Below are 12,301 nucleotides of genomic sequence, written 5' to 3' on the forward strand. Positions count from 1 at the left end.
GGTTCCTGCCTGTCAGTTGGTTCCCAAAGCGTCTTTGAACGCGGTGCTGTGCGAGGTAATATAGGCATCTTCGCCGCCTGTCACATCCCGCGAAATGAAGTACACGGCAAGTTTGTGCTTTTCCGCAATGTCCATTCCCTTCTCGTGACCCAACGCCAGCATGGCCGTTGCCCAGGCATCCGCCAACATTGCGTTTTCCGCCAGAACCGTGACAGAGGTCGTGCGATGAGTGATCGGGCGTCCCGTTGTCGGATCGATGATATGCGAATAACGCACACCATCCTGTTCGAAGAAATTCTTGTAGTCACCCGAACTGGCCATGCCGCGATCATCCAGGGAAACGATCAATTGAATGCTCTGAGCACCCGTTTCAGGCTTTTCGATGCCAATGCGCCAGGCTTCGCCCTGCTCATTCTTGCCTTTGGCAACAAGATCACCACCGATCTCGACAAGGTAATCGTCGATACCGGCATCCTGCAAAGCGCCGGCAACCGCATCGATGCCATAGCCCTTCGCAATCGCCGACAGGTTGATGCCCACCTGCGGATCAGCCTTCGACAGCGTGCCGGCTTCGGTGTCGAGCGTCAGCAGACGGGCTTGCCCGACGCCGCTTAACGCCGCCTCGATTTCGGCATCCGATGGCACGGGATCCTCGGGCTTGCGTGGGCCAAAGCCCCAAAGTTCGATCAGCGGGCCCAGAGTTACGTCAAAGGTCCCGCCGGTTTTTTCGTGCACGTCATTGGCTGCCGAAAGGACCAGCGCGAGTTCGTCCGAGACCGGAACGGGGGCTGTGCTGGTTGCAGCGGAAAAGACGGAAACCTCGGATTTTGGATCCCAGTTGGACATCTTGGCGTTCACCTCGGCCAGCGTCTCTTCGACAGCCGCGGCCAATCCGGCCTCATCAAGATCTTCGCCGATCGCGGTTATGTTGAAGGTCGTGCCCATCGTTTCGCCCGACAGACGAACCACCTCGGGTTCTTTGTCGAACAAACAGCCGGAAAGAAGGGTGGCAACGGCCAGTAAAGGCATAAGACGCATCGGGCGATCTCCGGGAAATTCTGTGCCCGGCATATGCCAGTGGCCCCTGCCAGAGTCAAACTGCGATCACATCTTCAGCGGCAGGAATCCCAGCACCAACAGGCCGACCCCCGCCGGCACGCCAAACAACCACGCACGCTTTTGCCAACCCGGCGGCTGTTGCTTCCACGCCATGCGAAAATTATGACCGCATACAACAACGGCAAAGAAGATCAATGCCGCTATGGGTGGCGTAAGATAGAGTTCACTCAATGGCTTGAACGTCCTTTCCGGGCCCGCGTTTTTGCCGATCGGCGCAATTGCACCCTATACAGGTCGTTTAGCTGCGCTAAGGTGAAAGGGAAAGACTTTGCAAGAACCACAAGGAGATTGCCCATGGCTCCAACCTCTTACCAGTCGCCCTCGCGTGGCGACAAGGCTGACAAGACGACGTACAGCCAGTCAGCGGAATCGAACCTGTCGCATTCGCAGACAACCGTGGCCAAGCTGCTTGAAGGTAAAGGGGACGCGGTTTTTTCGGTGCGACCAAATGACACCATCCATTCTGTGGTCAACACGCTGAAGGAAAAGCGGATCGGTGCTGTTCTCGTGACGGATCAGAACGGGGCGTTGCAGGGGATTTTGTCAGAGCGCGACATCGTTCGGCGCATGGCAGACACACCCGGCCAGACCCTTCCGCAATCGGTCGAAGATCTCATGACCAGGGATGTTAAGACCTGCACACCGGACGATCTGCTGAATGAAGTTCTGAAAACGATGACCGAGGGCCGTTTTCGCCATATGCCGGTGCTGCGCGACGGTCACTTGTGCGGCGTCATCACGATCGGAGACGTTGTCCACTTCCGTCTCAAAGAGCTGGAATATGAAGCGCTTCGCATGAAGCAAATGATCGTCGGTTAACGGCCCACTGTTCACACGGTCGAGGTGAACCGAACACTTCCGGCGCTGATCTCGGCGGCTGTCAACCGACCCGAAGCGAAAGCGCCCGTGTCAATCGATACCACCCGGCTCCTGATCCGGGGCAGGTCCACGATGGTGTGGCCATGCACCACCCATTGACCATCGCTGCGGGCCAGCCTGGGAAACATGGGATGTCCCCAGAGGCAAATCTGGCGATCCTGGGCCTCAGTCGGAAGTCGGGGGTCCAGGGCCGCATGAACGAAAGTGACGTTGCCAGTGGTCCAGGTCAAAGGCCGGTCGGCAAGCCAGTTGATCAGGCTTTCCCCCATCTTCAGGCGTAGATCATCCGCCAGTTTTCGAATCTGCTGGCTATTGTCGATTTCCCCGGGCGGTTTCAGCCCGAACGACGCCAGCGTATGCACACCCCCATTTTGAAACCAGAGCCGGGCGTTGCGTTCCGGCGCATCCAGGAATTGCAACAGAAACTCTTCGTGGTTTCCAAGAAGACATTGAACGCGTCCTTCTGACGTCTCGCTCAGGTGAAACAGATGGTGCAGCACCTGCGCGCTGTATGGCCCCCGATCAATGTAATCTCCGACAAAGACCAGCAAGCTCTGATCGTCCAGTCTGGGCAACAACGCCTGCAACAAGTCCAGACGACCGTGAATATCGCCCACGGCCGTCACTTTCTCGGCCGGAGCGATGTCGCAAGACACTGCATTCATAGTCCGCCCCGCCCTGCGGTCGAACCACCGTCTGATCCAGTTCGTAATCATACATGTTGATCCCTATCCTTCTCGCCCATTGGCGGCAATGAGCATCTGATTGATTCAGCAAAGAGTTGACCAATGACGTCTGGATGTTCGATATGACCTTCGGCGCAGTTCAAAATGTTTGACCCGGCATCAGGGGCAGTACCTTTTGTTCGGCGATGATCGTGCAGGGCGTTTTGAGGGTTCTATGAAACGGGTTTTGATTACGGGCTCTGCGGGGTTCATCGGGTTCCATTTGGCGAAGCTGCTGTTAGAGGAAGGGTTCCGCGTGCATGGATACGACGGGATGACGGATTACTATGATGTGGTCCTGAAACAGCGTCGCCATCAAATTCTGCTTCAGACACCCGGATTCACGGCAACCGAGGATCGGTTGGAAAACTATGATCGGCTGTTGCAGGTCGCCGAAGAATTTCAGCCGGAAGTCATCGTTCATCTGGCGGCTCAGGCCGGTGTGAGACACAGTTTGGAACACCCTCGCAGCTATGTTGAATCGAATGTCGTCGGAACATTCAACGTGATGGAAATTGCACGGCAACATAAGGTGGATCACCTTTTGATGGCATCGACCTCTTCGATTTACGGTGCCAACGAAGAGATGCCGTTCACCGAGACGGAAAAAGCCGACACCCAACTGACCATCTATTCCGCGACAAAGAAGGCGAATGAGGCGATGGGGCATTCCTATGCGCATCTGTGGGATTTGCCGACGACCATGTTCCGCTTCTTTACCGTCTACGGCACCTGGGGACGGCCGGACCTGGCGTATTTCAAATTTGTCGCTGCCATCCTGGATGGCCGCCCGATCGACATTTACAATCACGGCGACATGTACCGGGATTTCACCCATGTCCAAGACCTTGTACGCGGCATCAGATTGTTGATCGACGTGCCTCCGGTGCGGCCAGCCCGTCGTGAGGATATCGAGGACGGAGACAGCCTGTCGCCCGTCGCGCCCTACCGCATCGTGAATATCGGCAACGGAGAAAAAGTGCGCTTGATGGATTTCATTGAAGCCATCGAACAGGCCGTGGGGCAGAAGGCGATCAAGAACTTCATGCCGATGCAGTTGGGTGATGTTCATGCCACCTGGGCGGACAATCGGCTGCTGCAAAAACTGACGAATTATCGTCCTCAGACAGACCTGAAAGACGGCATCACCCAATTCGTCGCGTGGTATCGGGACTATTACGGAAAATAACGCGGGCCGACCGCCAAATGAAAGAACCGGCGCCTTCCACGCCGGTTCTTTTTTGTTCCCTACCCGCCGAAATCGTCGAGCATGATGTCTTCGCGGTCCACGCCCAGATCCAGCAGCATGTTGATGACCGACTGGTTCATGATTGGCGGACCACACATATAGTATTCGCAATCCTCAGGCGCGGGATGGTTCTTGAGGTACTCTTCGTACAGAACGTTGTGGATGAAGCCGGTATAGCCTTTCCAATTGTCCTCGGGTTGCGCGTCCGACAAGGCCACGTGCCATTCGAAATTGTCGAATTCTTCAGCCAGACTGTCGAAGTCTTCGACAAAGAACATCTCTTTCTTCGACCGCGCACCGTACCAGAAGCTGATCTTGCGGTTGCGGTTCTGAAGGCGCTTGAGCTGATCGAAGATATGGCTGCGCATTGGTGCCATACCGGCGCCGCCACCAATGAAGACCATCTCTTTGTCCGTATCACGGGCAAAGAATTCGCCGAATGGGCCTGAAATGGTGACCTTGTCACCCGGCTTCAGGTTGAAGATGTATGACGACATCTGGCCCGGCGGAATGCCTTCGGACCCCGGCGGCGGCGAGGCCACGCGGACGTTCAGCATGATCATGCCCTTTTCGTCCGGGTAGTTGGCCATCGAATAGGCGCGTTCGATGGGTTCGGTCACGACCGATTCATATTGCCACAGATTGAAGCGATCCCAATCCTCGCGATATTCCTCTTCAATGTCGAAATCCGTGTATTTCAACTTGTGTGCAGGGGCTTCGATCTGGATGTAGCCACCGGCGCGGAAGTTCACGTCCTCGCCCTCGGGCAGGTCCAGAATCAACGCCTTGATGAAGGTCGCTACGTTCTCGTTCGACCGAACGGTACATTCCCATTTCTTGACGCCGAAGACTTCTTCCGGAACTTCAATTTCCATGTCCTGCTTGACGGCCACCTGGCAAGACAGGCGATCACCACACGACGCTTCGCGTTTCGTGATATGGCTTTCTTCGGTTGGCAGGATCGACCCGCCCCCCGAATGCACCCGCACCCGACATTGCGCACAGGTGCCGCCGCCACCGCAGGCCGAAGGAACAAACAGCTTCTCGGCAGCCAGTGTCTGAAGCAGCTTGCCACCTGCCGGAACGGAAATGGTCTTTTCGCCGTTGATCGTGATGTTGACGTTGCCAGTCGATACCAGCTTGGATCGGGCGGCCATGATAATGGCCACCAATGCCAGAACGATTAAGGTGAAAAGAGCTACGCCTAAGGTAAAGGTTTCCATCAACGCCCCCTTACAGTTTCACGCCCGAGAAGGACATGAAGGCCATAGCCATCAGACCTGCGGTAATGAAAGTAATGCCCAGACCTTGCAGACCATCGGGGATGTCCGAATATTTCAGCTTTTCCCGCACTCCGGCCATTGCCGTGATTGCCAGCGCCCAGCCAAAACCGGAAGACAAGCCATAAGTCGCCGCCTCGGCAAAGTTATAGTCACGCTCCACCATGAACAGCGACCCGCCAAGGATGGCGCAGTTCACCGTGATCAGTGGCAGAAAGATCCCCAGCGCGTTGTAAAGCGGTGGGAAATACTTGTCCAAAACCATCTCGAGGATCTGCACCATTGCCGCGATCACGCCGATGTATGAGATCAGGCCAAGGAAGGTCAGGTCAACATCCGGGAACCCGGCCCAGGCCAGCGCACCCGGTTTCAGCAGATAGTTCAGCAGCAGGTTGTTGGCAGGTACGGTGATGGCCTGCACGACCATGACCGAAATCCCCAGACCCAGCGCGGTTGAAATCTTCTTGGATACGGCGATGAAAGTGCACATGCCAAGAAAAAAGCTGAGCGCAAGGTTTTCGACAAAGATGGCCTTTACGGCCAGTGAGATCAGACCTTCCATCAGTGGGCCTCTACCTGCTGAATTTTGTATTCACGCTCTTCCACCTGGTTCGGCTTCCAGGTGCGGAAGGCCCAGATGATCAGACCGATGATGAAGAACGCCGAAGGCGGCAACAGCAGCATGCCGTTGGGCACGTACCAGCCGCCGTTGTTGACGGTTTCCAGAATCGTGATGCCGAACAGCGACCCTGCCCCGAACAGCTCGCGAATGAAGCCGACCAGCAGCAGGATCAGGCCATAGCCCATGCCGTTGCCCATGCCGTCGATGAAGGACGCAACCGGAGGGTTCTTCATCGCAAATGCCTCGGCGCGGCCCATCACGATACAGTTGGTGATGATCAGGCCGACGAAAACCGAAAGGGTTTTCGATATCTCAAAGGCATAGGCTTTCAGGATCTGGTCCACCAGGATCACCAACGACGCGATGATCACCATCTGCACGATGATCCGGATCGAGCCCGGGATCTGGTTGCGCAGGCACGAAATGAAGAAGGACGAAAACGAGGTCACGAAGATCACCGCCAGCGCCATCACCATCGACACTTGCAACGATGATGTCACCGCAAGTGCTGAACAGATGCCCAGCACCTGCAATGTGATCGGATTGTTGTCGACAAGCGGGTCGACCAGCATCTCTTTTTTGGTCTGCGACATCAAATCTCTCCTGCTTGCAGTTTGGCCAGGAAGGGACCATAGCCCGCATCGCCCATCCAGAATTTCACAAGGTTATCGACGCCGACCGACGTCAGCGTGGCCCCAGCCAGCGCATCGACATAGAAATCTGGCCCGGCTGCGGGCTGCGATTTGGCAACGGTGATTTGCAGTTCACCTGCTTCGTCGCGCAGCTTTTTCCCGTTCCACAAGGCTTTCCAACGTGGGTTGTCCACTTCGGCCCCAAGACCCGGAGTTTCACCATGCTGATAGAATTGCAGGCCGTAGATATCGTTGCCGTTATTCTCAAGCGCGATAAAGCCATAGAGCGTCGACCACAGACCGTATCCGTGCAGAGGCAGGATCACCTTGTCCAGATCACCCGCATCATCGCGCAGCAGATAGATAACGCGGTACTTGGATTTGCGTCCGATACCGGCGGGGTCGTTGTCCAGCGCGACGCTCAGCTCGGGATCGCTGGCGGCGGCGATGTCGTCAAACGTGGTCGGATCAAACTGATCATCGACGAAGGTGCCTGTGGACAGCTCCAGCACATGTGGTTCGAAGGCGGCAAAAGCCTCTGTTACGTCGATGCCCGGCTCGAACACGCCCGCAACTTGCAGAACGTTTACCTGTTTGTCCTTCAGGCGGTTGGCCTCTTGCACCGGGCGCAGGCTGACTGCGGCCGCGGACACAACCATCGAGGCGACCAGACAGACGGCAACGGCGATGAAGATCGTCTTGCCAACAGAATCCGGCGAGGCCGCCAGGAATTTGGCCAGTACGCCCTTGGGTGCCTCGTTTTGATCTGGGGATTGCGTATCAGACATGGCGACGCGCCCTCCGTTTGATGTTGGCTTGCACGACGAAATAGTCGATCAGCGGTGCAAAGACGTTGCCGAACAGGATTGCCAGCATCATGCCTTCGGGGAAAGCCGGGTTGATCACGCGGATCATCACGACCATGACACCGATCAGCGCGCCGTAGATATAGCGACCCACATTGGTGTGGCTGGCCGAAACCGGTTCCGTCACCATAAAGGCCAGGCCGAAAGCATAGCCACCCAACACGATATGCCAGTACCATGGCATCGCGAACATCGGGTTGGTGTCCGATCCGATCAGGTTCAGCAACAAAGTAAAGCCGATGGTACCGGCCAGACAGCCCACAATCAGGCGGTAGTTGGCGATCCTGGTCATCAGAAGGAAGGCCAGACCGATCATGCAGGCCAGTGTCGATGTCTCGCCAAAGCTGCCTTGAATGGTGCCGAAAAACGCGCTCGACCAGGTTATGCCTTCGGCGGCCAGCGCCTGCACGCCTTCGGCCGCAGACACGCCCAATGCAGTCGCGCCCGAGAACCCGTCAACGGGTGTCCAGACTGCATCACCCGACATCTGCGCCGGATAGGCGAAATACAAAAACGCCCGCCCCACAAGCGCGGGGTTGAGAAAGTTCTTGCCGGTGCCCCCGAACACTTCCTTACCGATCACAACACCGAAGATGATGCCCAAAGCCACCTGCCACAGGGGAGTGGTTGCAGGCATGATCAGCGTGTACAGCATTGATGTCACAAGGAAGCCTTCGTTCACCTCGTGGCCGCGCACGGTGGCAAAGATGACCTCGAAGATACCGCCCGCGACCAGCGTGACGATGTAGATCGGAAGGAAATACATCAGACCATGCATGACGTTGGCAAAGATGCTGGACGGGTCCAGCGAAATTCCGAACATCTGCAACAAGGCAATCCGCCAGCCGGTGGCCGATTCCGGACCCAGCAAAGCAATCGCCGAGTTTGCCTGATAACCAGTGTTCCACATCCCCCATAAGATACAGGGGATCGTCGCGATCACGACATAGGTCATGATCCGTTTCATATCCACGTAAGACCGCGCGTGCGGCGCCACCGTGGTCACGGTTTTCGGAGTGTAGATGAAGCTTTCCACCATCTCGTAGACGGGAAAGAACTTCTCGTACTTGCCGCCCTTGGTAAAGTTCGGCTCGATCCTGTCAAAGAAGCTGCGCAAACCCATTCGGCTCAGCCCTCCTTTTCAATTTTGGTCAGGCAGTCGCGCAGCGCCAGCCCGTATTCATATTTCGCCGGACAGGCAAAGCCCACAAGGCCCAGATCCTCTTCGTCCAGCTCCAGCGCACCCAGGGCCTGGGCAGTGTCCGTATCCATTACCAGCAGCGCCCGCAGCAACTGAGTGGGCAGATAGTCCTGCGGCATCAGCTCTTCGAAAACACCTGTGGGCACCATGGCACGACGACCGCCGTTCAGGTTGGATGTGAACGCATACAGCTTCTTGGCGAATGCCGAACCCAATACAGGCTGCACCGCGTATTTCGACGGCATCGGACGAATCCAGCCCAAGGGGATTTGATCGGGATCTTCACGGATGATGCTGATCTGGCGCGCGAACCGGCCCAGATAGGCGGTCGGGCCCTCAGCGTGCCGGCCCGACAGGATCGAACCCGAAATGATGCGGGGCGTGCCGTCCACATTCACTTCGTCGCGGGTCAGATCGTCAGTTGATGCGCCCATCACGGTACGGATCAAACGCGGTTGACGCGCACCCGGCCCCGTCAGGGCAATCACGACATTCGGATCTAGATGACCGGTCTGCATCAGGCGGCCAATGGCGATGACATCCTGATACCCGATGGTCCAGACCTGCTTGTCGCCTGCAAGGGGTTCGAGGAAGTGAATATGCGTTCCGGCCAGGCCCGATGGGTGTGGACCTGCGAAAGATGCGGTTTCGACACCGGCGACATCTGCGCCGGGTATCGTGTCACCCTCTTTTTGGCAAAGATAGGTTTTGCCCTCGGTCAGTGTGCTGACTGCCGCCAAACCGGCGGTAAACTCTTCGGGCGCCTCGGCAATGATCGTGGCAGCGTCAGCGGCCAGCGGGTCACTGTCCATGGCGGTGACAAAGATCGCATCCGGTTTGATGCCGGGCTCCGGCATTTTCGAATAGGGACGCGTGCGGAACGACGTCCAAAGGCCGGCGGCGCACAGCTTGGCTGTCACGCCTTCAGCGCTGTCAGCATCCCCTATGCCCGAGAAATCCACCCCGGCGTCATTGGCGTCGGTCACGTCGATCACGACGCTTTGCAGCACCCGACGGGCACCACGGTTGATCGCGACGACTCTGCCACTGACCGGGGCGACCATCATCGCGTCAGGCGCGTCCTTGTGGCAGAACAGCGGCGTGCCGCGCACAACACTGTCGCCTTCCTGCACCAGCATCTTGGGTTTCAGGCCGATGTAGTCACCGCCCAGGACGCCTACGGTCGAGTATTCCGGGCCCGGGTGAATGGTCTGGTCAGGAGCGCCTTCCACTGGCAGATCCAGCCCTTTTTTCAGTTTGAAAGTTTGCATGTTGCTACGTTCTTCCAAGCCTCTTTTCTGCGCCAGCTCTGCCAACGCCCTTTCGGGGTCATGCAATAGCGCGGTTTTTTCGAACCTCCGTCGCAAAAGCGTCGAAAACGGTCCAAATTCCGCAGGCGTATTTCCGATCAAGGACCCTTTACGCGGGGAAGGTCACAAACGCAAACCTGTTACCGCCAAAACTTGAGGGCGAACCACACAATCCTGCGATTGATCGGTCATTTCTTCTGAATCCATGGCGCATAATTGCATATCGCGCCCACCAAGGTTCCAGTGTAAGCAACCGGAATGGAAAAAGACACAGATTTGGAAATCTTTCTGGTTGCCACGCCGGGCCTCGAAGCGCCTCTCGGTGACGAGGCGGAACTCAACGGATTCGCGCAGGTCAGAACTGTACCGGGCGGCGTGACATGCCGGGGTTCATGGCCCGAGGTCTGGCGCGCCAATCTGACGCTGCGCGGCGCCAACAAGGTTCTGGTGCGACTGGGCAGTTTCCCCGCCGTACACCTTGCCCAATTGGACAAACGTGCTCGGAAATTCCCTTGGGGCACCGTTTTGCGTCCTGACGTGCCGGTCAAGGTGGAAGCCATCAGCCGCAAATCCAGAATTTATCACGCCGGGGCAGCGCGTCAGAGGATCGAGCGGGCAATATCCGAGACATTGGGCGCCTCGATTTCATCCGACGCGAACCTTCGGGTCTTGCTTCGAATCGAGAAAGACATCTGCACGATCTCGGTCGACAGTTCTGGCGAGCTGTTGCACAAGCGCGGCCACAAGGAAGCCATTGCCAAGGCTCCAATGCGCGAAACAATGGCCGCCATGTTTCTGAGAGAGTGTGGCTACTCGGGCGATGAACCCGTACTGGACCCGATGTGCGGATCGGGTACCTTCGTGATCGAGGCCGCCGAGATCGCTCTGGGCCTGCGCCCTGGCCGCTCCCGCAGTTTTGCATTCGAAGACCTGGTGGGCTTTGACCCTGATCAGTGGCAGGAAATGCGGCAGGAAACAAAGACGGCGGAATGCGCGCTTACCTTCTACGGCTCGGATCGCAACTCCGGCGCGGTTGACGCGGCGACTGCCAATGCCGAAAGAGCCCAGGTCAGTGATGTGACACGGTTTCAACAGCGTTCCGTCAGTGACATGAGACCCCCCGAAGGTCCTGCGGGGCTGGTCATTGTGAACCCGCCCTACGGGGCGCGAATTGGTGACGAAAGACGCTTGCGGTCGGTCTATGGTGCCATGGGCAAAACCCTGATGAACCGGTTCCGGGGATGGCGGGTCGGCATGATCACCAGCGCTCCGGGGCTTGCCCGGGCCACACGTCTGCCTTTGCTGGCGCCGGGGCCGGTCGTCGACCATGGTGGAACCAAAATTCGTCTGTACAAAACGGATGCCTTGCCGTGATTGCCTGGAAGGCTTCGCAGCCAATTCATGACGATGGCTGCGCGGGCGAGAGCGGACAAGACAACCACTGGGTTTCCGCCGCAACGGCTTGCGATTCCCTTGTCTTTCAACGTGCCTGTGAACCAGTCGACGTCTTGGACCGGTGCAATCACGACCTGCCCGGCAGGGGCGAACAGGTTGGCGGAACACTTGCGCGCCGGTCAACCAGAAGAACGCAATCTTGAAAACGTGCGTTTTTCGAACCGTGAACACGGCGACCCGCTCAGATCACCGGGTTCCGAGCCCATTGCTCCGCTGCCATGTTTTTTCGGTTGTTGAGATCGAAAGATTCGGGTGATCGCAATACAGAATCCTCTTGCGCATCAGACGCGCCGCGTATAGATCACCCGCCACGGTCGGAGTGTAGCTCAGCCTGGTAGAGCACTGTCTTCGGGAGGCAGGGGTCGGAGGTTCGAATCCTCTCACTCCGACCAATAAATCAAGGCGCCCATGGGCGCCTTTGTTGTTTTCAAGACAGTGATCCGAGGTTCGTTGAACCTGAGCATTAGTCGAACACCAATGCACTGGCAGCTTTATGCAGGTGCTCGGGACTAAGCGTGCTCAAACGGACCTGGACCCGTCACGGAATTGTTCCGCTCCTTTAACTTGGTATTTTGCCACAAAGGAGAAACATCATGGCACGAAAACAACCTCGGAATTCCGCGCAGCTCATTGGGCTATCGTCCGCCTGCTCCGGAAAGCATCGTTCCGATAGACCAGATGCCCATGGTCTTGCCCCCTGAAACTGGTCCGAATTGAGTGCGAAGTTTTGGGTACATTTCCGGCAACAGAGGAGTGTACCGATGCCGAAGAAACGATATAGCGACGAACAGATTGCCTTTGCATCGAGGCAGGCTGCGCCACGGTGCGCAGCAATTCCTCGTGCCGGATCATGCCCGGCGATATTCGAAACCCGGCGGGCGCGTATTGCGGCCTTGCTGGTGGATTCATCCAATCCGGGGGTGGCGATAACGGTGCCGGTCGATATCGAACTCATCTGATACC

The 12,301-nt window shown here is 57.2% G+C and carries 13 protein-coding genes and 1 tRNA gene; 5 read left to right on the forward strand and 9 right to left on the reverse strand.

Features of this window, described 5'->3' with window-relative positions; translation table 11 throughout:
• Positions 1-12 precede the first annotated feature (12 nt).
• Together ACR0DJ_RS11100 and ACR0DJ_RS11105 are read right to left on the reverse strand one after the other, a co-directional pair.
• Positions 13-1,038: an FAD:protein FMN transferase gene (locus tag ACR0DJ_RS11100; RefSeq protein WP_425079676.1), complete on the reverse strand. Its 1,026-nt coding sequence runs from the start codon at positions 1,036-1,038 to the stop codon at positions 13-15.
• A gap of 66 nt (positions 1,039-1,104) precedes the next feature.
• Positions 1,105-1,290 (reverse strand): hypothetical protein, encoded by a 186-nt coding sequence (locus ACR0DJ_RS11105; RefSeq protein ID WP_170345279.1) that lies wholly within the window; start codon positions 1,288-1,290, stop codon positions 1,105-1,107.
• 123 nt (positions 1,291-1,413) lie between these two features.
• Between ACR0DJ_RS11105 and ACR0DJ_RS11110 the strand changes: the two genes are divergently transcribed.
• Positions 1,414-1,938 carry a CBS domain-containing protein gene (locus ACR0DJ_RS11110; protein WP_171119143.1) on the forward strand — a complete coding sequence of 175 codons (525 nt, stop codon included), beginning with the start codon at positions 1,414-1,416 and terminating at the stop codon, positions 1,936-1,938.
• An 11-nt stretch (positions 1,939-1,949) separates the two neighbouring features.
• On the opposite strand, the gene ACR0DJ_RS11115 is transcribed toward ACR0DJ_RS11110, so the two are convergent.
• Complete coding sequence (locus ACR0DJ_RS11115) at positions 1,950-2,663, reverse strand: metallophosphoesterase family protein (protein WP_480684962.1); 714 nt, start codon at positions 2,661-2,663, stop codon at positions 1,950-1,952.
• A 235-nt stretch (positions 2,664-2,898) separates the two neighbouring features.
• Here ACR0DJ_RS11115 and ACR0DJ_RS11120 point away from each other — a divergent pair, with 235 nt between their 5' ends.
• Entirely contained in the window at positions 2,899-3,912 is a 1,014-nt protein-coding gene (locus ACR0DJ_RS11120; RefSeq protein WP_480684963.1) for an NAD-dependent epimerase/dehydratase family protein, read from the forward strand.
• Positions 3,913-3,971: 59 nt separating this feature from the next.
• On the opposite strand, the gene nqrF is transcribed toward ACR0DJ_RS11120, so the two are convergent.
• The 6 genes from nqrF to ACR0DJ_RS11150 are packed head-to-tail and all read right to left on the reverse strand — an operon-like array spanning position 3,972 to position 9,844.
• On the reverse strand, positions 3,972-5,195 hold the full coding sequence (nqrF, locus tag ACR0DJ_RS11125; RefSeq protein WP_480684964.1) for an NADH:ubiquinone reductase (Na(+)-transporting) subunit F: 1,224 nt from the start codon (positions 5,193-5,195) through the stop codon (positions 3,972-3,974).
• Positions 5,196-5,205: 10 nt separating this feature from the next.
• Positions 5,206-5,814 (reverse strand): NADH:ubiquinone reductase (Na(+)-transporting) subunit E, encoded by a 609-nt coding sequence (gene nqrE / locus ACR0DJ_RS11130; RefSeq protein ID WP_050603817.1) that lies wholly within the window; start codon positions 5,812-5,814, stop codon positions 5,206-5,208.
• Positions 5,814-6,467: an NADH:ubiquinone reductase (Na(+)-transporting) subunit D gene (locus ACR0DJ_RS11135; protein ID WP_117873115.1), complete on the reverse strand. Its 654-nt coding sequence runs from the start codon at positions 6,465-6,467 to the stop codon at positions 5,814-5,816. The genes nqrE and ACR0DJ_RS11135 overlap by 1 nt, the downstream gene beginning before the upstream one ends.
• The gene (locus ACR0DJ_RS11140; protein ID WP_170345274.1) at positions 6,467-7,294 is read right to left on the reverse strand and encodes a Na(+)-translocating NADH-quinone reductase subunit C; all 828 of its coding nucleotides are present in this window, start codon (positions 7,292-7,294) and stop codon (positions 6,467-6,469) included. The genes ACR0DJ_RS11135 and ACR0DJ_RS11140 overlap by 1 nt, the downstream gene beginning before the upstream one ends.
• Positions 7,287-8,495: an NADH:ubiquinone reductase (Na(+)-transporting) subunit B gene (locus ACR0DJ_RS11145; RefSeq protein ID WP_480684965.1), complete on the reverse strand. Its 1,209-nt coding sequence runs from the start codon at positions 8,493-8,495 to the stop codon at positions 7,287-7,289. The genes ACR0DJ_RS11140 and ACR0DJ_RS11145 overlap by 8 nt, the downstream gene beginning before the upstream one ends.
• Positions 8,496-8,500: 5 nt before the next feature.
• Positions 8,501-9,844 carry a Na(+)-translocating NADH-quinone reductase subunit A gene (locus tag ACR0DJ_RS11150; RefSeq protein ID WP_480684967.1) on the reverse strand — a complete coding sequence of 448 codons (1,344 nt, stop codon included), beginning with the start codon at positions 9,842-9,844 and terminating at the stop codon, positions 8,501-8,503.
• Between the two features lie 297 nt (positions 9,845-10,141).
• Here ACR0DJ_RS11150 and ACR0DJ_RS11155 point away from each other — a divergent pair, with 297 nt between their 5' ends.
• The 3 genes from ACR0DJ_RS11155 (at position 10,142) to ACR0DJ_RS11165 (ending at position 12,297) form a co-directional block, all read left to right on the forward strand.
• A complete protein-coding gene (locus ACR0DJ_RS11155; protein ID WP_480684968.1) occupies positions 10,142-11,257 on the forward strand; it encodes a THUMP domain-containing class I SAM-dependent RNA methyltransferase in 1,116 nt (371 codons plus the stop codon).
• A 396-nt stretch (positions 11,258-11,653) separates the two neighbouring features.
• Positions 11,654-11,730 (forward strand) — tRNA-Pro (locus ACR0DJ_RS11160).
• A 369-nt stretch (positions 11,731-12,099) separates the two neighbouring features.
• The gene (locus tag ACR0DJ_RS11165) at positions 12,100-12,297 is read left to right on the forward strand and encodes a hypothetical protein (RefSeq protein ID WP_170345270.1); all 198 of its coding nucleotides are present in this window, start codon (positions 12,100-12,102) and stop codon (positions 12,295-12,297) included.
• The last annotated feature ends 4 nt before the right edge of the window (positions 12,298-12,301 follow it).

The organism is Ruegeria sp. BF10, from assembly GCF_056538725.1.

Coding starts and splice junctions, on each gene's coding strand:
- ACR0DJ_RS11100 (WP_425079676.1), bottom strand. CDS start 1,038: ATGCGTCTTATGCCTTTACTGGCCGTTGCCACCCTTCTTTCCGGCTGT.
- ACR0DJ_RS11110 (WP_171119143.1), top strand. CDS start 1,414: ATGGCTCCAACCTCTTACCAGTCGCCCTCGCGTGGCGACAAGGCTGAC.
- ACR0DJ_RS11115 (WP_480684962.1), bottom strand. CDS start 2,663: ATGAATGCAGTGTCTTGCGACATCGCTCCGGCCGAGAAAGTGACGGCC.
- ACR0DJ_RS11120 (WP_480684963.1), top strand. CDS start 2,899: ATGAAACGGGTTTTGATTACGGGCTCTGCGGGGTTCATCGGGTTCCAT.
- nqrF (WP_480684964.1), bottom strand. CDS start 5,195: ATGGAAACCTTTACCTTAGGCGTAGCTCTTTTCACCTTAATCGTTCTG.
- nqrE (WP_050603817.1), bottom strand. CDS start 5,814: ATGGAAGGTCTGATCTCACTGGCCGTAAAGGCCATCTTTGTCGAAAAC.
- ACR0DJ_RS11135 (WP_117873115.1), bottom strand. CDS start 6,467: ATGTCGCAGACCAAAAAAGAGATGCTGGTCGACCCGCTTGTCGACAAC.
- ACR0DJ_RS11140 (WP_170345274.1), bottom strand. CDS start 7,294: ATGTCTGATACGCAATCCCCAGATCAAAACGAGGCACCCAAGGGCGTA.
- ACR0DJ_RS11145 (WP_480684965.1), bottom strand. CDS start 8,495: ATGGGTTTGCGCAGCTTCTTTGACAGGATCGAGCCGAACTTTACCAAG.
- ACR0DJ_RS11150 (WP_480684967.1), bottom strand. CDS start 9,844: ATGCAAACTTTCAAACTGAAAAAAGGGCTGGATCTGCCAGTGGAAGGC.
- ACR0DJ_RS11155 (WP_480684968.1), top strand. CDS start 10,142: ATGGAAAAAGACACAGATTTGGAAATCTTTCTGGTTGCCACGCCGGGC.
- ACR0DJ_RS11165 (WP_170345270.1), top strand. CDS start 12,100: ATGCCGAAGAAACGATATAGCGACGAACAGATTGCCTTTGCATCGAGG.